Source organism: Pelagerythrobacter rhizovicinus (genome assembly GCF_004135625.1).
Classification (GTDB): Bacteria; Pseudomonadota; Alphaproteobacteria; order Sphingomonadales; family Sphingomonadaceae; genus Pelagerythrobacter; species Pelagerythrobacter rhizovicinus.
In genome coordinates this window covers 1,368,413-1,384,795 of sequence record NZ_SDPV01000001.1, presented here as the reverse complement: position 1 = coordinate 1,384,795, position 16,383 = coordinate 1,368,413, and the positions used below count along the sequence as shown (strand labels likewise).

Genomic DNA, 16,383 nt, shown 5'->3' with positions numbered 1-16,383 from the left:
TAGAGCCGCTGCGCGGAATGGCAAGCGCGTCAGATCGCGCGGTCGCCCGCTTCCCCGACTGATTCGATATCGCGGCCGAGGCCCTTCACCGTGTTGCAGCCGGTGAGCACCACGACCGATGCGCCGAGCACGGCAACGGCGATCATCTTCTTCAACATCTCGTTCAAACTCCGGTATCCCGACCCGCGCGCGCCTTACGCGACCGGACGGACCATGAAAATGCCCCCTGGAACATTAACCGGGCTTGGCCGAGCGGCTCGCCCCCGGTTTCCATTTTCGGCGCAACGCTTATGTGAACGCCATGCCCCCGCGCGTTCCCTCTTCCGCCGGCTCCCCCTACGACCCGCGCGGCGCCGAGCGCTTCCACGAGGAGCGCGCGACCTATACGGTCAAGGGCGACGCGCAGCCGGATATCGAGGCGGGTGTGCAGGCGATCCGCGATACGGTGAAGACGCTAAAGCCCAAGCCCGGCGTCTACCGCATGCTCGATGCCCGCGGCGACGTGCTCTACGTCGGCAAGGCGCGCGCGCTGAAGAACCGGGTCGCGAACTACACCCAGATCGGCAATCTCTCGAGCCGCCTCCAGCGCATGGTCAGCCAGACCCGGCGGATGGAGATCGTCACCACCAATAGCGAGGCGGAGGCGCTGCTGCTCGAGGCGCAGCTCATCAAGCGCTTCCGGCCGCCCTACAACGTCCTGCTGCGCGACGATAAATCGTTTCCTTTCATCCTCTTACGCGCCGAACATGAATACCCGCGCATCATGAAGCACCGCGGCGCGCGGCGGGCCAAGGGCGACTACTATGGCCCCTTCGCGAGCGCCGGATCGGTCAACACCACGATTAACGCGCTCCAGAAGCTGTTCCTCCTAAGGTCCTGTACCGACAGCTTTCTGGAGCGACGCGACCGGCCTTGCCTGCTCTACCAGATCAAGCGCTGTTCCGCCCCATGCGTCGGGCGCATCAGCCCCGAGGACTACGGCGAGCTCGTGCGCCAGGCGAAGGACTTCCTCGGCGGCAAGTCGTCCGGCGTGCAGCGCGAAATCGAGCGGCAGATGGAACAGGCGGCCGAGGCGCTCGACTTCGAGCGCGCGGCCATGCTGCGCGACCGCCTGCGCGCCGCGACTGCGATCCAGAGCAGCCAGGCGGTGAACGCCGCGGGTGTCGGCGATGCCGACGTCTTCGCGCTCGCCAGCAAGGGCGGGCAGGTCGGCATCCAGGCCTTCTTCGTCCGCGGCGGGCAGAACTGGGGCCACCGCGCCTTCTTCCCCACGCATACGCAGGGCGTCGACGATGCGGACGTGCTCGCCGATGTGCTTGCCCAGTTCTACGAGGAAGTGCCGCCCCCGCGCACTGTGCTGGTCGACCGCGCGCTGCCCGAGCAGGCGCTGCTCGCCGAGGCGCTGTGCGAAGTGGCCGGGCATCGAGTCGATATCTCCGTCCCCCAGCGTGGAGATCGCCGGCGGCTGATGGCGCAGGCGAGCCGCAACGCCATGGAAGCGCTCGACCGGCGCCTGGCCGAAAGCGGAACCAAGGCGAAGATCAACCGGGAACTTGCGGAATTCCTTGAACTATCCGAACCGCCGCAGCGGATCGAGATCTACGACAACAGTCATATCCAGGGCACCAAGGCGGTCGGCGCGATGGTCGTCGCCGGCCCCGAAGGCTTCCTCAAGAACCAGTACCGCAAGTTCAACATCAAGACCGCGCAGACCGACGACGACTTCGCAATGATGCGCGAGGTGATGACCCGCCGCTTCGCTCGCGCCCTGCGCGAGGACCCCGATCGCACTCAGGAGCGGGGGAGCGGGATCTGGCCGGATCTCGTCCTGCTCGACGGCGGCAAGGGCCAGATGTCGGCCGCACGCGACGCGCTGGAGGAACTCGGGATCGAGGATGTGGCCCTGATCGCGATTGCCAAGGGCCCGCATCACGGGCGCGAGGGGCGCGAGGTGTTCCATTTCCCCGACGGGCGCGAGAAGACCCTGCCGACCAATTCGCCGCTGCTGTTCTACCTCCAGACCTTGCGCGACGAGGTCCACCGCTTCGCCATCGGCGCCCACCGCGCCAAGCGCAGCCGCGCGATCTCGGCCTCGCCGCTCGACGAGATCCCCGGCATCGGCCCCTCGCGCAAGCGTGCGCTGCTGCTCCATTTCGGCACCGCGGGGAAAGTGCGCGCCGCCGCGCTCGACGACCTGAAGCGCACCCCCGGCATCAGCGCCGGCGTCGCGCAGAAAATCTACGACTTCTATCACCCCGGCGGGTGACGCGGGCGTTCGCACCGCGAAAGCTTTTCCACGCCAGTTCCGTCCATACCGGAAATACCATCTTTACCTTGTTGGCGTAGTGCAGTTCCCAGTGAGGTGCGCACCATTGCTCGTGTTAGGACGAAAATTGTTTGCTTCCGAGAGGTTGCGTCATGCGGCCATCGCCATTGGCCTAGCGGCGATGGTCGGCGTGCTAACACTTCTGCGTCCGGTCGACATCACCGTCTGGTCGCTGCAGGCGAAGCTGTTCGATCGCCCGCCTAGTCTCGATATCGTGTTCGTCGAGTTCGGCGCTGTGCCGGGCTCAAGTGGCCGATCTGCGGAAAACCGAGAGCTTCTGCGATCAATCCGACACCTCCGCGATGCCGGGGTCGAACGGATTTTCCTCGACCTGCCGGTCCGGCGCAGCAATTCTCCTGCCCTCGATCGCGAGTTGCGCGAGGAACTGGTGCGCTCGGCTGGCGAGATCGTGCTTACGCGGGCCGCTGGAGAGGACCTGGTGGCAAGCGGGCCGCCGCGCGGGAACGATCCGTTCTTCGAACAGGGTACAAGCATCGTCAGCAACGACTATCCAACCGATTTCCTGGGCTTCGTTTGGGAGATCGAGCCTTCCTACTCGGAAGGTACGGTCGAACTGCCCGCCATGTGGACCGTCCTGGGGGCAACCTCGGGTCCCCGTGGAGCTTTGGCCCTCGACTATTCGATCGACCTGGGCTTGGTCCCACGTTACGAGCTTGACCGGTTGGAAGCCGCACCCGGGGGTGACGGCGTGCTCGCCGGCAAAACCGCAGTCGTGGGGCCCGCCGGAACTGACGCAAGGATCGTGAAGTTCCCGGGCTACGCCTTCGGCCCGTCTAGCCTGGTTCACATCCTCGCTGCCGAGACCGCATTGCGTGGTACCGGCCAGAAGCTGAGCTGGTTTTGGATGGTCGGTGCTTTCGGGCTGAGCCTGGTGGCCGGGCTGATGGTGTTCAGGCGATCGACGCCCCGGCGGATTTTTTACCTTCTCTGGCTCGCGCTGCTTCCGGCGGTCGCCGTGGCGACGGCTCACTTTGGGGTTCGCGGGCTTTTCGGCGAAACGCTGGTACTGGCGCTGGTCTACGCACTGCTGCGATCGACTGTGAACTTCAAGCGGCGCCACTTATTCGTCGAGTCCCGCAGCAAGCTGCCGAACTTCGTCGCCCTGCAACGCGACTTCGGAGAGTATCCGAGGGAGCAAACCTCGATCGTGGTCGCCAAGATCGCGCGCCTCGATGCCGTTTTCGCCACGCTGAATCCATCTGATCAAGCGCGCTATCTTCGCCAACTGGCGTCGCGCCTGGCCTTGGGCGACACTCGCTCGACGATCTATTACGATGGCGGCAAGTATTTCGCATTCTTCGTTAACAGCGGCGAGTTTCAGGATATTCAGGAGCATCTGGAAGGCCTGCGGGCCGTGGCATCGCAGTCCATCACGGTGTCGCAACGCGTGCTCGACGTATCGATGACCATCGGGGTCGATGAATCGTCGGAGAAGTCCATTTCTAGCCGGTTAAGCGCGGCGATTGCGGCCGCGGATCAAGCGCGCGAGGCCTACCGGCCGGTGTTCATCATTTCCGATTTCGCTGCCGACAGCGAGGAGTGGGACTATTCGCTTCAGGCGCGCCTTGAGAGTGCCTTGTCCGAGGACCGGATCTCGATCAAACTCCAACCCCAGGCCGACCTGCGCGACGGGCGCATCGTGGGGGCTGAGGCACTCGCGCGCTGGGTCGATGAAGAGCGGGGCGACGTACCGCCCTCGCGTTTCATTCTTCAGTGCGAGCGGGTTGGACGGTTGGATGAGCTGACCAAGCGCATCCTGTCCAAGAGCCTCGACGCGGCAGCAGCGCTACAGACGTGCGACCATCATCCTCGAATATCGGTTAACGTGTCAGCTATCCAATTCGTCGACAGCAGGATCGCCGAACTGGTCGAGAAGAACCTGGCGATACATTCCGCCGATCCCGCAAAGCTGACGATCGAGGTGACCGAAACGGCGCGTATCGAGAACTTCTCGGTAGCGCGCGGCGTATTCGAGCAAATCAAGCAACTCGGAGTGAACTTCTCGATGGATGATTTCGGGGTGGCGAGCGCCAATCTCGAAGCCATGTTCGAGCTTCCGTTTGACGAGATCAAGATCGACCAGATTTTCGTCCGCGGTGTACATCATTCGGAAACCGCGCGTGCCATCGTCGCAAACGTCGTCCGTCTCGCACGTGACGCCGGGTTAACGTCGGTCGCCGAGGGAATCGAAGATCGGGAGACGTACGATTTCTTGCGCGAGACAGGCTGCGACCTGGGGCAGGGTTACTACATTTCCCGTCCTATGACGCTGAGCAACCTTCAGGAAATGATGACATTACAAAAGGATACCCCACTTCTGCGCGACAAGTATGGTTAACAGTTTACAAATATTGATGGTTAACGTAGTCTCCCTCTGCAACCTAAGCAGAAGGGGAACACCGATGACGCGCTCATGGTTTTGGGAATGGGTTTTCAGCTGAGACCCGTTTGATCAAGGATTACGAAAAGGCCCCTTTTTGGGGCCTTTTTTGTGCCTCCATGGAGGTTTCCGGCCCTCTGAAGCGAGGTTGCCGATATCTAGCGGTTCTTCAGCGGCGTCTCGTTTCCGAGCGCCCATCGTACGGAGCGCGGCGAGATCAGATGACCCTAGATCAGCGCATGGCGTGAGCTATTGGGTTGGTCGCCCCTGAGGGCCGACAGGACGGGCCCCCTGGCACGCGTGCCACGCGTTCGCGGCAAGCGCCGGGAAGCGTACCAGTCGGCGGTTGACGCGCCAATTGGGCGCCTACGCGGCGTTATCGATCCCCAGTTCCCCGAGCTTGCGGTAGAGGGTCGAGCGGCCGATCCCCAGGCGACGTGCCACTTCCGTCATCCGGCCGCGATAGTGGCCGATGGCGAGGCGAATCACGTCCGCCTCGATCTCTTCCAGCGGCCGCAGATTGCCGTCTGCCGTGTAGAGCTGCACACCCGCGCCGTCCTGCTGGGCGCTTGCGACGTGGCCGAAATCGCCGACCAGCTCCAGCAGCTGCGGAAAGCTCTCGATAGTGAGCGTCTCCCCGTCGCAATAGACTGCGGCGCGAAACAGCACCGACTGGAGCTGGCGCACGTTGCCCGGCCAATCGAACGCCGCAAGCAGGTGCAGCGCGCTGTCGGTGATGGAATGGTGCTTCAGACCCGGTTGCTCCCCGATGCGGGCCAGGAAATGGCGCGTGAGCGCGGGGATGTCGCTCTGACGCTCGCGCAGAGGCGGCAGCACGATGGTTGTTGGGGCTATGGCAGCCAGCAGTCGCTCGTCGAAGTGTCCCGCTTCGGCAAATTCCGCAAGCGGAAGGTTGCTCGCGGTCAACAGGCGCACGTCGACGCGAAAGCCGTGCCGGGCCCCGGTGGGGCGGACGATTCCTTCTTCGACGCAGTCGGCAAGCCGTGCCTGTACTGGGCGGTCGAGCCGGTCGATCTCATCGAGGAACAGCGTGCCTCCGTCGCACTGCTGCAGTGCGCCGATCTGCCGATCGAACGCGCCGGGGAACGCACCTTGTTCGTGCCCGAACAGCATCGATTCGATCGAGCTGGAGGGCACGCCGCCGACATTTATGATACGGAATGGCGCTTTGGCCCGTGGCGATGCGGCGTGCATCGCCCGCACCAGCATTTCCTTGCCGGTTCCCGTTTCGCCTTCGATAAGGACCGAACCATGTCCGCGCGCCGCCTTGGCCGCACGGGCGAGGGCGGTGCGGAACGAGGGGGCTGTGCCGATCATCGCGTCGAAGTCGAGCGCCGCCGGCATCTTCTCGGTCAATGGCTGCAACTCGTCCTTTGCCGCCTCGCGCTTGGTCGCGCTGCGCAGGGCCTGCATCAGCCGGTCGGGTGCGACGGGTTTGATCAGGTAATCGGTGGCTCCCGCGCGCATCGCTTCGACGGCGAGCAATGGTGAGGCGCTGGCGGTGAGCATGAGGATCGGCAGGGCTGGTCGGCGGCTTTTCAGTTCCTCGATCAGGCTGCAAGCGTCGTCGCCCGGCACCCACTGGTCGAGGATGATGGCGGAGAGCTGCATACCCTCCCGCGTGCCGAGTGTCGCGATGGCCGTTTCCGAATCCCGGACCACGAGCGTCCGCCAGCCCTCTCGTGCGGCGAGCGCGGCGATCAGCCGGCTCTGCGCCGGCTCGTCGTCGATCAGCATCAGAAGACGTGATTCGTTTTCGGCCATTGTCCCCAAACCGTCCCGCTGCGGTACAGGCGTTCGATTTAGGGAGCGGGGGTAAAAGTCCGATTAAGGCTGTTGGCACTTGCCGGAGGCTTGATGCGGGGAACCGCGCGCGATAGAGCCTCGTGCAGACATATGTTCATGAGGAAATGAGTACAGATGGCTTCGGGTAACGACATGAAGGCGGCGAACGCGACTTACGCAGGCTTCATTGGCCTCTTGAAGTGGTCCGTCCCGACGATCGCGATTGCGACGCTGATCATCGTCGTACTGATCTCAAGCTGACCGCTATCTTGCGGATCGCTGTCCTCAAGGAACGCGCGCCGGGCGAGACCCGGGTTGCAGCCACGCCCGAGACGGTGAAGAAATTCGTCGCGCTTGGCGCGGCGGTGGCGGTCGAGGAAGGCGCCGGCGAAGCTGCATCGGTGTCGGACGCCGCCTATCGCGAGGCGGGTGCCGAACTCGGATCGGCTGCCGGTGTGGTGAAGGGCGCGGATATCGTCCTCGGTATCCAGGCGCCGGACGCAGCACTGCTCCAAGGCGCGAAACCGGGGGCGTGGGTCGCAGCGCTGTTTGACCCGTTCGGCTATCGGGAGCGCGTCGACGTCTATGCCGCCGCCGGGTTCGAAGCCCTGGCGATGGAGTTCATGCCGCGCATCACGCGCGCGCAATCGATGGACGTGCTCTCCAGCCAGTCCAATCTCGCCGGCTACAAGGCGGTGATCGCGGCGGCGGATGGCTATGGCCGCGCGTTCCCCATGATGATGACCGCCGCCGGTACGATCCAGGCGGCCAAGGTTTTCGTCATGGGCGTCGGCGTCGCTGGTCTGCAGGCGATTGCGACTGCCCGGCGCCTCGGCGCGCAGGTTTCCGCAACCGACGTGCGCTCTGCCACGAAGGAGCAGATCCAGTCGCTCGGCGCCAAGCCGGTGTTCGTCGAAAGCGTCGCCGGGATCGAGGGCGAGGGCAGCGGCGGGTATGCTACCGAGATGTCGGAGGAATACCAGAAGGCGCAGGCCGAGCTGGTTTCCGGACACATCGCCAGGCAGGACATCGTCATTACCACCGCGCTGATCCCCGGCCGCGCTGCACCGCGCCTGATCTCAGACGCGCAGATCGCGACGATGAAGCCGGGCAGCGTGATCTTCGACCTCGCCGTGGCACAGGGCGGCAACGTCGAGGGCTCGGCGGCCGATCAGGTGATCGAGAAGCACGGCGTGAAGATCGTCGGCTATTCGAACACCGCCGCGCACCTGGCGGCCGACGCCAGCGCGCTCTTCGCCCGCAACCATTACAACTTCCTCTCCGCCTTCTGGGACAAGGCGGCGGGACGGCCCGTGCTCGACGAGGAAATCGGCGATGCGGTGCGGTTGACGCGTGGCGGCGAAGTGGTGAACGAGAGACTGAAGGGGTGAGGGCGGCAATCTGATGGACTTCATATCGATTTTGTCGATCTTCGTTCTCGCCTGCTTCGTCGGGTATTACGTCGTCTGGTCCGTCACCCCCGCGCTGCACACGCCGCTGATGGCGGTGACCAATGCGATTTCCAGCGTGATTATTGTCGGCGCCCTGATCGCGGCGGCGGCGGCCGAAGTGCCCGGGGCGAAGTGGCTCGGCCTCGCCGGGGTCGTGCTTGCCAGCGTCAACATCTTCGGCGGCTTCGCGGTGACCGAGCGCATGCTCGCGATGTACAAGAAGAAGGAGCGCAACTGACATGACGCTCCCGCCGGACGCGGTTTCCGACCTGTCGATCGCTGCGGACGCGGCGCAGGCGGTGAACCCGTGGGTTGCGCTCGCCTATCTGGCCAGCGGCGTGCTGTTCATTCTCGCGCTTCGCGGACTTTCGAACCCGGCGACCAGCCGCCGGGGTAACCGCTTCGGCATGGCGGGCATGCTGATCGCGGTCGTGACGACCCTGATCACGCACGACATCGCCGGGCTGCCGGAGATCCTCGCTGCCATCGCTATCGGTGGCGCGATTGGCTTCGTCATAGCCCGCCGCATCGCGATGACCGCGATGCCGCAACTCGTCGCGGCGTTTCACTCGTTGGTGGGGCTCGCAGCCGTGCTCGTTGCGGCGGCTGCGTTGCTCAATCCGGGTGCGTTCGGGATTCTCGGGCTCGACGGAAATATCCTCGTAGTGAGCCGGGTGGAGATGGCGCTCGGCGCCGCGATTGGCGCGATCACGTTCTCCGGCTCGGTGATCGCCTTCGCCAAGCTCAACGGCAACATGAGCGGCGCTCCGATCCTGCTACCCGCGCGGCATGCGATCAACCTTGGCACGCTCGTCGCCATTCTTGGCATGACGGCGGCTTACGCGCTCGCGCCGAATGCCGGGCCGGGCGAGGGCTGGTTGTTCTGGGCCATCGTCGCCGCGGCATTCGTCATCGGCTTCCTGCTCATCATCCCGATCGGCGGGGCGGACATGCCGGTGGTCGTTTCGATGCTCAATTCCTACTCGGGCTGGGCGGCGGCGGCGATGGGCTTCACGCTGCACAACACGGCGATGATCGTCACCGGCGCGCTAGTCGGCAGCTCGGGCGCGATCCTCAGCTACATCATGTGCCGCGCGATGAACCGCAGCTTCATCTCGGTGATCGCGGGCGGCTTCGGCGCGGATGCGGCAGCGGCGGGCGGCGAGCCGAAGGAACAGCGCCCCTACAAGCAAGGCAGCGCCGCCGATGCCGCCTTCATGCTGGAGCAGGCGGAGAAGGTCATCATCATCCCCGGCTACGGCATGGCCGTGGCCCAGGCGCAGCACGCGCTGCGCGAGATGGCCGACATGCTCAAGGAGAAGGGCGTAGAGGTGAAGTACGCCATTCACCCCGTCGCCGGCCGCATGCCCGGCCACATGAACGTGCTGCTGGCGGAAGCCAACGTGCCTTACGACGAGGTGTTCGAGCTGGAGGACATCAACTCGGAGTTCGCGACCGCCGACGTCGCCTTCGTCATCGGCGCGAACGACGTGGTCAATCCCGCGGCCAAGACCGACAAGTCGAGCCCGATCTACGGCATGCCGGTGTTCGACGTGGACAAGGCCAAGCAGGTCTTCTTCATCAAGCGCTCTATGGGCGGCGTGGGCTATGCCGGCGTCGACAACGACGTGTTCTACATGGACCAGACCATGATGCTGCTCGCCGACGCGAAGAAGATGGTCGAAGAGATCGTCAAGGCGCTCGACTGACCCTCTCCTCCACGGACTGCTTGCAATCCTCCCGCTGCGCGGCAGAATAGGTTGCAGGGGAGAGACTCACATGATCAGACTGTCGATTGCCGCGCTGGCGCTCGCCACGGCCGCGCCCGTTCTTGCCGAAACCATCGCGGTTGACCCGGGGGAGGGCGCGCAGGAGCGCTTGCAGGAAGCGCTGATTCTCGCCCAGCCGGGCGATGAAATCGTCCTCGGCGCCGGCCGCTTCCAGCTGACCGACGGGCTATCGCTCGACGCCGACAACGTGACCGTGCGCGGCGCGGGGATGGAGGCGACCGTGCTCGACTTCACGGATCAGCAGGGGTCGGGAGAGGGGCTGCTCGTCACCTCGGATGGCGTGACGCTGCGTGATTTCGCAGTCGAGAATCCCAAGGGCGACGGGATCAAGTCCAAGGGCGCCGACAACATCGTCTATCACGCGATCCGCGTCACCTGGACCGGCGGACCGAAGCCGACCAACGGCGCCTACGGCATCTACCCGGTCGAGAGCACGAACATCCTGATCGACGGAACCGAGGTATCGGGCGCTTCCGACGCGGGAATCTACGTCGGCCAGTCGAGCAAGATCACCGTGCGCAATTCGGTCGCGACCGACAACGTCGCCGGGATCGAGATCGAGAACAGCCGCGACGCCATCGTGGAGCGCAACTTCGTCAGCCGCAACACCGGCGGCATCCTGGTCTTCGACCTGCCGAACCTGCCGGTGATGGGCGGGGGTAACGTGATCGTGCGCGACAACCTCGTCGCCGCGAACACAACGCCCAACTTCGCGCCCGAGGGCAATATCGTCGCCACCGTGCCGCGCGGCACGGGCGTGATGGTCATGGCGAACGAGAACGTGTGGGTCGGTCAGAACCTGCTGTACGACAATCCCACGGCGCCGGTCATGGTCATTGCCTATCCGCTCCCGTTCGAGGACCCGAATTACAATCCCTATCCGCGCGAGGTCACGATAGCCTGGAACGCTGTCGATGCGGGCGGTACCGAGCCGCAGCTCGAGGGCGCCGAGCAGCTGACCGCCGCGTTCGGCGGCGCGCTGCCGCCGGTCATGTGGGACGGATTGATCGACGGTGATGCAGAGTACACGCCGCTCAGGGTCGATGCGGACCTTCGCGGCTGGTCGCTCAACCTGACCGAGCAGGGCAAGGGCATGGCGGGCGCGCAGCCTGGCCCGCTCGAGGCCGCCGCGCCGGGTCAGCCGATCTCGACCGAAGGCTGGGGGGCCAGCGCCGAGCTCGAGGCGCGGCTCAGGTGAAGCGCGCGGCGATCCTGCTTGGCGCGGGGGTTCTGGCCCTGACCGGCAGCATCGCCGCCCATCCGGGGCAGCGTGCGGCGGCGGCAGGGCCGGGCGCCGTGAACGACGCAGCGGTGATGGAGGGCATGCCGCGGACGCTGGCCGAGTTCGGGTTCTTCGCCGATGCGGCCGCCCAGGCGCCTGCCGCGCGCGTGATCCCCTATCGCCTCAACACGCCGCTCTATTCGGACGGGGCGGACAAACTTCGCTTCATCTATCTGCCCGAAGGCGCCAGCGCCACGGCGGCGGGCGAAGACCTGCTCGAGATTCCGGTCGGGGCGGCGTTGATCAAGACCTTCGCTTTCGGCGAGGGCGAGGCGCGCCGCCTGATCGAAACGCGCGTGCTGCTGCATCGTGCGGACGGGTGGGTGGCCTTGCCCTATCTCTGGAACGCGGAACAGACCGAGGCGCGGCTGGCGGTTGCCGGTGCGCGGCTCGACGTGACCACGCCGCGTGGGGAAGCGATCAGCTACCGCGTGCCGAATAAGAACCAGTGCAAGGAATGCCACGGGCTGGCCGGCGACGTGATCCCGATCGGCCCCAAGGCGCGCAACCTGTCGCACGAATGGCTGCGCGACATGGTCGCGCGCGGCATGCTCGACCGCGTCCCCGGCGGCGCCGACGTGCTGCCGGTCTGGGAAACGCGGAGCGAGGCGAGCGCGGCCGACGCGGCGCGCGCGTACCTGGATGTCAACTGCGCGCACTGCCACCGGCCGTCCGCCACCGCCTCCAACTCCGGTCTGGATCTGCGGTGGGAGCAGAGCGATCCGGCGGCGATCGGCATCATGAAGCGGCCGGTCGCCGCGGGGCGCGGCTCGGGAGGGCTGCTGTTCGACATCGTCCCCGGCAAGCCGGAGGAATCGATCCTCGCTCACCGCATGGCGAGTTCCGAGCCAGGCGTCGCGATGCCCGAACTTGGCAAGGCGACCGTCGATCCCGAAGGCGTCGAAGCGGTCGAACGCTGGATCGCCAGCCTGGAGCCGTAGCGGGCGGGCGTCATCATCCGCACATCTGCCGCCCGACGAACCTCCTTGAGGTGACTGAAACAAGCGCCCAATCGCACACACGGCCTGTGGACGGCTGACACCGGACTTCGCTAAGGCCCCGCGACCGAATTGCGTTTCAGGAAGGATCGACGTTTGCGAAAATTGGGGCTGATCGGCGGCATGAGCTGGGTGTCGACCCGCACCTACTACGACTGGATCAACCGCCTGGTGCAGCGCCGCGCAGAGCCGATGGCAAGCGCACCGGTGCTAATCGACAGCCTCGATTTCAGGCGGCTCTACGGCCTGCACGAGCAGGAGGACTGGCAGCGAGCCGCGCAGGTTCTTGGAGATTCGGCACGCCAGCTAGAAGGGGCCGGGGCGACAGCCATCGTGATCGCGGCCAATTCGATGCACAAGGTCTATGACGAAGTGGCAGCGCAGGTCGCAATTCCGATCATCCACATCGCCGAATGCGTGGGCAAGCGGATGAAGGAGGACGGTGTCACCAATGCCGCGCTGATCGGCACGCGCAATGTGATGACCGAGAACTTCTATCGCCAGCGCCTCGTCGCTCATGGCATCGATCTGCTACCGCCCGATATGGACAACGTCGAGCAGCTCAATCGGATCATCTACGAGGAGTTGATGCTGGGCAAGGCGACCCGCAATGCGCAGCGCGCGCTCAAGACCATGATCACCCGCAAGGAGCAGGACGGGGCGGAGGCGATCGTGCTTGCCTGTACGGAGCTCGAGATGATCGTCGATGTGGATGCCAACGTGCTGCCGATATTCGATTCCGCGCGTATTCACTGCGAAGCTGCAGTCGATTGGATCATGGGGGAAAGCTGATCGGACGCGCATCCAGATGCTCGATTGTTCCCATTGCCGCCCGTGGCGGGCCGGCCTAGGCGGCGCGGCATGACCCGTGCGCTGTTCGCCGCCGATCCCGCCGCTTCGCGCGGCCGCGAGTTTCCCGAAGATCGCGCGGGTGCGCGCGGGCCGCGCAGCGAGTTCCAGCGGGATCGCGACCGGATCATCCATTCGATCGCCTTCCGCCGTCTGCGTTCGAAGACGCAGGTCTTCATCGCACCCGACGGCGACCATTATCGAACGCGACTGACGCATAGCCTCGAGGTCGCGCAGATCGGTCGGGTGATCGCACGCGCTCTTGGTCTTGACGAAGATTTGACCGAGGCGCTGTGTTTGGCGCACGACATAGGCCATCCACCGTTCGGACATGCGGGGGAGGAAGCTCTCTGGAACGCGACCGCGGAGCAGGGCGGGTTCGATCACAACGCGCAGGCTTTGCGTGTCCTGATGCGGCTCGAAAGCCCCTACTGCGAACACGACGGACTGAACCTCACCTGGGAGCTGCTCGAAGGCCTTGCGAAGCACAACGGTCCGGTTGCGGAGCCAAGCTGGGCGCTTGCGGAACTGAATGCCGCCTTCCCGCTCGATCTCGGCCGTCATCCCTCGCTCGAAGCGCAAGTGGCGGCGGTGGCGGACGACATCGCCTACGACAATCATGACATCGACGACGGCCTTCGAGCGGGTTTTCTCGCCCTCGACGACCTGCTTTCGCTTGATTTCGTCGCAGATCAGTGGCGCGAGGTCGAAAAGCGCTTTCCCGATGCTCCGCGTGAGCGCCAGTTGCGCGAACTGGTGAGGGTGCAGATCGGCTTGATGGTGAACGACGTAATCGCGCAGACACGGCGCGCCACAAGCGGCATGACGACGATCGAGGAGGTGCGTGCCGCCCAGAGTGCGCTCGCCACGTTCTCACCCGCGATGGAGGCTCAGGAGCGGCGGCTCAAGCGCTTCATGTATGATCGCCTCTACTTTCATCCGGAGCAAGTCGCGACTGCCGAACGGGCGCGGGATGTCGTCGCACGCCTCTACGGAGCCTACGCTGGCGATCCTGCAGCTCTTCCGGCCGCATGGCGCGCCGCTCTCCCGGCAGAGGAACCCGCGCGCGCGCGGCATATCAGCGATTTCATCGCTGGCATGACAGACCGGTTCGCCATCGATCAGTACGCCCGGATTTTCGGCAGGAGGCCCGAGGGGCTTAGCAATGTCTGAGTTCCTGCGCATCGCATTGGCCGGTGCCACAGGGCTGATCGGGAAGACCATCATCGATCTCTCGATCGGCCGCGACGACTTCCGCCTGGTGGGTCTCGCGAGACGCGAGGTATCGCTGCCGCGCGGCGTGCGGATGGAGATGTTCGTTGCCGATCCCGCACGCTGGAACGAAGTGTTCGAAGCGGTACGGCCGCAAGCGTTGATCTGTGCCCTCGGCACAACCTGGCGCAAGTCAGGTGAGGACGAAGCCGCTTTCCGGGCTGTCGATCATGAGCTCGTCCTCGAGACCGCGCGCGCGGCGCGGGACAACGGAATCGAGCGAATGGTCGCGATCAGTTCGGCGGGAGCATCGCTTGCATCCAGGACATTCTATCTGCGAGTGAAGGCCGAGATGGAGCGCGATCTCGCCAAGGTCGGTTTCAAGCGCCTCGACATCCTGCGTCCCGGTCTCCTGCGCGGCCCACGTTCGAACGACCGCCGCCCAGGCGAACGGATCGGAATTGCGGTGAGTCCGCTGACCGATCTCTTTCTCCGCGGCGGAATGCGGCGGTTCCGTTCGATTCCCGCACGGACTGTCGCGGAGGCGGCGTTGGGGTTGACCATGCGCAAGGCCGCCGGACGCTTCATTCACGATAACGATGGCATCCGTCGGGCAGCGCGCGAGTTTCCGCAGCCCGTCGGGGTCTGACGCGGGAGAGGCGGACGATGTGGCCGGCGATCTTTGGCGCGACCAACGTTGTGGCGCTTGCCGGGTGGATCATCCTGTTGGCTCTGCCGCGCCGTCCCTTCGCGCTGGCCGGCGTGCTCTACCTCGGAATCGGCTTGCTGAGCCTGATCTACGCCGTTCTGCTTGTGCTGCTGGCCACGGGTTCGGTCGATGGTTTGCACGATGCCGGCGCGGCGCCCTTTGACCTTGCCAACTTCTCGCTTTCCGCGATCAGGTCGTCGTTCCATTCCGATGGCGTCGTGGTGCTCGGTTGGACGCACTATCTGGCGTTTGACCTGTTCGTCGGCTTGTGGATCGCGCGGGATGCGGACGCGAAAGGTTTCCCCCGTCTGGCCCAGGCGCCGGTGCTCATCGCGACTTTCCTTGCCGGGCCGTTCGGTCTTCTGGTCTGGCTCGCGGTTCGAGAGCGCCGCGCCCGCGTTTCGGGGCGGTGGCGATGAAGCGTCACGCGCCCGCGACCACACGCAATAGCGGCCCGATCGCGGCCGTGTTCGAAGCGGAACTGCCGGCGTGCGGAACCGTGCTCGAGATCGCCAGCGGCTCCGGTGAGCATGCGGTGTTCTTCGCCCGCCGATTTCCGAACCTCTCCTGGCAGCCGAGCGATCTGCAATCCGATGCGCTTGCCTCGATCGCCGCCTGGCGAGCGGAGGAGAATGTCGAGAACCTGCTGGCGCCCATTCCGCTCGATGCGTCCGCGGCGGCATGGCCGATCGAGCACGCCGACGCGCTCGTGTGCATCAATATGGTCCATATCAGCCCCTGGGCAGCGACGGAGGGGCTGTTCGCGGGCGCCGCTGTGATCCTGCCCAAAGGTGCGCCGCTAATCGCTTATGGCCCGTTCATCGAGCCCGAGGTTGAAACAGCGGAATCGAATCTGGCATTCGGCGCTAGCTTGCGTGCCCGCGATCCCGCTTGGGGTCTGCGCAACCGCACAGAGCTCGACGCGCTCGCGTACAGCACTGGCTTTGTTCGATCGGCGCGGTACCCCATGCCAGCCAACAACGTCACGCTCGTTTACCGGCGCAGCTGACATGCAAATGCGCCCGCCGGATCGCTCCGACGGGCGCATGCGACCGGGATCGGCTTCGTTCGTAGTGTCAGATCGCTTCGTCGCCTGCTTCGCCGACCGATTCGATGTCTTGGCCTACGCCCTTCACGGTGTTGCATGCCGCGGCGGTGAGCGAAAATGCGGCGATCCCCGCTGCAAGAAAGATCTTACGGACCATGTTGGCACCTCCTTCAGTGCTCACTGCGAGCAGATGGGTGGGAAACGCCATGTCTTTGCAGGAGTTCCGGCCGAGGAGCGCTTGCCGCGCTTCGACGCCGCGCCCATATCGCGCCGCGATGGACATGGGGCACTTTCTGACGTTCGCCAGCGACGCGGAGATCGCCGGCCTTTGGGGGCTGGGCTGCATCATTGTTGCGCTTCTCGCCACACTGGCGGAAGTCCGCCGCAACCGGCGTGCGCGAATCGACGGCATTGTTGGTTGGATGCCCTGGCGGGCGATATTCCTGCTCGCTGCGATCGCCGGGGGCGGATTGATCCTGCTCGCGGTGAAGGGGTTGCTCGCCGCCTAGGA

Annotated in this window: 17 protein-coding genes; 14 read left to right on the top strand and 3 right to left on the bottom strand. The window is 65.1% G+C overall.

Going from position 1 to position 16,383, the window contains the following annotated elements; genetic code table 11:
* Positions 1-29 precede the first annotated feature (29 nt).
* On the bottom strand, positions 30-158 hold the full coding sequence (locus ETX26_RS06665) for an entericidin A/B family lipoprotein (protein WP_129524188.1): 129 nt from the start codon (positions 156-158) through the stop codon (positions 30-32).
* Positions 159-301: 143 nt separating this feature from the next.
* Here ETX26_RS06665 and uvrC point away from each other — a divergent pair, with 143 nt between their 5' ends.
* Entirely contained in the window at positions 302-2,266 is a 1,965-nt protein-coding gene (uvrC, locus tag ETX26_RS06660; protein WP_129524187.1) for an excinuclease ABC subunit UvrC, read from the top strand.
* A gap of 127 nt (positions 2,267-2,393) precedes the next feature.
* The gene (locus ETX26_RS06655; RefSeq protein WP_129523840.1) at positions 2,394-4,685 is read left to right on the top strand and encodes an EAL domain-containing protein; all 2,292 of its coding nucleotides are present in this window, start codon (positions 2,394-2,396) and stop codon (positions 4,683-4,685) included.
* Between the two features lie 408 nt (positions 4,686-5,093).
* On the opposite strand, the gene ETX26_RS06650 is transcribed toward ETX26_RS06655, so the two are convergent.
* On the bottom strand, positions 5,094-6,512 hold the full coding sequence (locus ETX26_RS06650) for a sigma-54-dependent transcriptional regulator (RefSeq protein ID WP_129523839.1): 1,419 nt from the start codon (positions 6,510-6,512) through the stop codon (positions 5,094-5,096).
* A gap of 156 nt (positions 6,513-6,668) precedes the next feature.
* Between ETX26_RS06650 and ETX26_RS06645 the strand changes: the two genes are divergently transcribed.
* From ETX26_RS06645 to ETX26_RS06595, 11 genes are all read left to right on the top strand, one after another.
* Positions 6,669-6,794, top strand: a complete 126-nt coding sequence (locus ETX26_RS06645) for an aa3-type cytochrome c oxidase subunit IV (protein ID WP_129523838.1) — start codon at positions 6,669-6,671, stop codon at positions 6,792-6,794.
* Positions 6,795-6,802: 8 nt separating this feature from the next.
* Complete coding sequence (locus tag ETX26_RS06640; RefSeq protein WP_129523837.1) at positions 6,803-7,924, top strand: NAD(P) transhydrogenase subunit alpha; 1,122 nt, start codon at positions 6,803-6,805, stop codon at positions 7,922-7,924.
* Positions 7,925-7,937: 13 nt separating this feature from the next.
* Positions 7,938-8,222 (top strand): NAD(P) transhydrogenase subunit alpha, encoded by a 285-nt coding sequence (locus ETX26_RS06635; RefSeq protein WP_119512690.1) that lies wholly within the window; start codon positions 7,938-7,940, stop codon positions 8,220-8,222.
* Position 8,223: 1 nt separating this feature from the next.
* Positions 8,224-9,693, top strand: coding sequence for an NAD(P)(+) transhydrogenase (Re/Si-specific) subunit beta (locus ETX26_RS06630; RefSeq protein ID WP_129523836.1), 1,470 nt, complete (start codon positions 8,224-8,226; stop codon positions 9,691-9,693).
* Between the two features lie 70 nt (positions 9,694-9,763).
* A complete protein-coding gene (locus ETX26_RS06625; RefSeq protein ID WP_129523835.1) occupies positions 9,764-10,972 on the top strand; it encodes a parallel beta-helix domain-containing protein in 1,209 nt (402 codons plus the stop codon).
* Entirely contained in the window at positions 10,969-11,997 is a 1,029-nt protein-coding gene (locus ETX26_RS06620; protein WP_225425522.1) for an SO2930 family diheme c-type cytochrome, read from the top strand. Before ETX26_RS06625 ends, ETX26_RS06620 begins: the two co-directional genes overlap by 4 nt.
* Before the next feature lie 153 nt (positions 11,998-12,150).
* Positions 12,151-12,846 (top strand): aspartate/glutamate racemase family protein, encoded by a 696-nt coding sequence (locus ETX26_RS06615; RefSeq protein WP_129523834.1) that lies wholly within the window; start codon positions 12,151-12,153, stop codon positions 12,844-12,846.
* 69 nt (positions 12,847-12,915) lie between these two features.
* A complete protein-coding gene (locus ETX26_RS06610; RefSeq protein ID WP_129523833.1) occupies positions 12,916-14,076 on the top strand; it encodes a deoxyguanosinetriphosphate triphosphohydrolase in 1,161 nt (386 codons plus the stop codon).
* Positions 14,069-14,764 carry an NAD(P)H-binding protein gene (locus ETX26_RS06605; protein WP_129523832.1) on the top strand — a complete coding sequence of 232 codons (696 nt, stop codon included), beginning with the start codon at positions 14,069-14,071 and terminating at the stop codon, positions 14,762-14,764. The genes ETX26_RS06610 and ETX26_RS06605 overlap by 8 nt, the downstream gene beginning before the upstream one ends.
* Positions 14,765-14,781: 17 nt before the next feature.
* A complete protein-coding gene (locus ETX26_RS06600) occupies positions 14,782-15,243 on the top strand; it encodes an ABA4-like family protein (RefSeq protein WP_129523831.1) in 462 nt (153 codons plus the stop codon).
* Positions 15,240-15,833: a DUF938 domain-containing protein gene (locus tag ETX26_RS06595; RefSeq protein WP_129524185.1), complete on the top strand. Its 594-nt coding sequence runs from the start codon at positions 15,240-15,242 to the stop codon at positions 15,831-15,833. The genes ETX26_RS06600 and ETX26_RS06595 overlap by 4 nt, the downstream gene beginning before the upstream one ends.
* 67 nt (positions 15,834-15,900) lie before the next feature.
* Here ETX26_RS06595 and ETX26_RS06590 read toward each other — a convergent pair whose 3' ends face one another.
* Complete coding sequence (locus ETX26_RS06590) at positions 15,901-16,029, bottom strand: entericidin A/B family lipoprotein (protein ID WP_129524184.1); 129 nt, start codon at positions 16,027-16,029, stop codon at positions 15,901-15,903.
* 118 nt (positions 16,030-16,147) lie between these two features.
* Between ETX26_RS06590 and ETX26_RS06585 the strand changes: the two genes are divergently transcribed.
* A complete protein-coding gene (locus tag ETX26_RS06585; RefSeq protein WP_129523830.1) occupies positions 16,148-16,381 on the top strand; it encodes a hypothetical protein in 234 nt (77 codons plus the stop codon).
* Positions 16,382-16,383: the final 2 nt, after the last annotated feature.

What these genes read in the sequence shown, in the direction of transcription:
- ETX26_RS06645 (WP_129523838.1), top strand. Translation starts at nt 6,669, where the DNA reads ATGGCTTCGGGTAACGACATGAAGGCGGCGAACGCGACTTACGCAGGC.
- ETX26_RS06650 (WP_129523839.1), bottom strand. Translation starts at nt 6,512, where the DNA reads ATGGCCGAAAACGAATCACGTCTTCTGATGCTGATCGACGACGAGCCG.
- uvrC (WP_129524187.1), top strand. Translation starts at nt 302, where the DNA reads ATGCCCCCGCGCGTTCCCTCTTCCGCCGGCTCCCCCTACGACCCGCGC.
- ETX26_RS06610 (WP_129523833.1), top strand. Translation starts at nt 12,916, where the DNA reads ATGACCCGTGCGCTGTTCGCCGCCGATCCCGCCGCTTCGCGCGGCCGC.
- ETX26_RS06605 (WP_129523832.1), top strand. Translation starts at nt 14,069, where the DNA reads ATGTCTGAGTTCCTGCGCATCGCATTGGCCGGTGCCACAGGGCTGATC.
- ETX26_RS06665 (WP_129524188.1), bottom strand. Translation starts at nt 158, where the DNA reads ATGTTGAAGAAGATGATCGCCGTTGCCGTGCTCGGCGCATCGGTCGTG.
- ETX26_RS06630 (WP_129523836.1), top strand. Translation starts at nt 8,224, where the DNA reads ATGACGCTCCCGCCGGACGCGGTTTCCGACCTGTCGATCGCTGCGGAC.
- ETX26_RS06585 (WP_129523830.1), top strand. Translation starts at nt 16,148, where the DNA reads ATGGACATGGGGCACTTTCTGACGTTCGCCAGCGACGCGGAGATCGCC.
- ETX26_RS06600 (WP_129523831.1), top strand. Translation starts at nt 14,782, where the DNA reads ATGTGGCCGGCGATCTTTGGCGCGACCAACGTTGTGGCGCTTGCCGGG.
- ETX26_RS06595 (WP_129524185.1), top strand. Translation starts at nt 15,240, where the DNA reads ATGAAGCGTCACGCGCCCGCGACCACACGCAATAGCGGCCCGATCGCG.
- ETX26_RS06590 (WP_129524184.1), bottom strand. Translation starts at nt 16,029, where the DNA reads ATGGTCCGTAAGATCTTTCTTGCAGCGGGGATCGCCGCATTTTCGCTC.
- ETX26_RS06625 (WP_129523835.1), top strand. Translation starts at nt 9,764, where the DNA reads ATGATCAGACTGTCGATTGCCGCGCTGGCGCTCGCCACGGCCGCGCCC.
- ETX26_RS06635 (WP_119512690.1), top strand. Translation starts at nt 7,938, where the DNA reads ATGGACTTCATATCGATTTTGTCGATCTTCGTTCTCGCCTGCTTCGTC.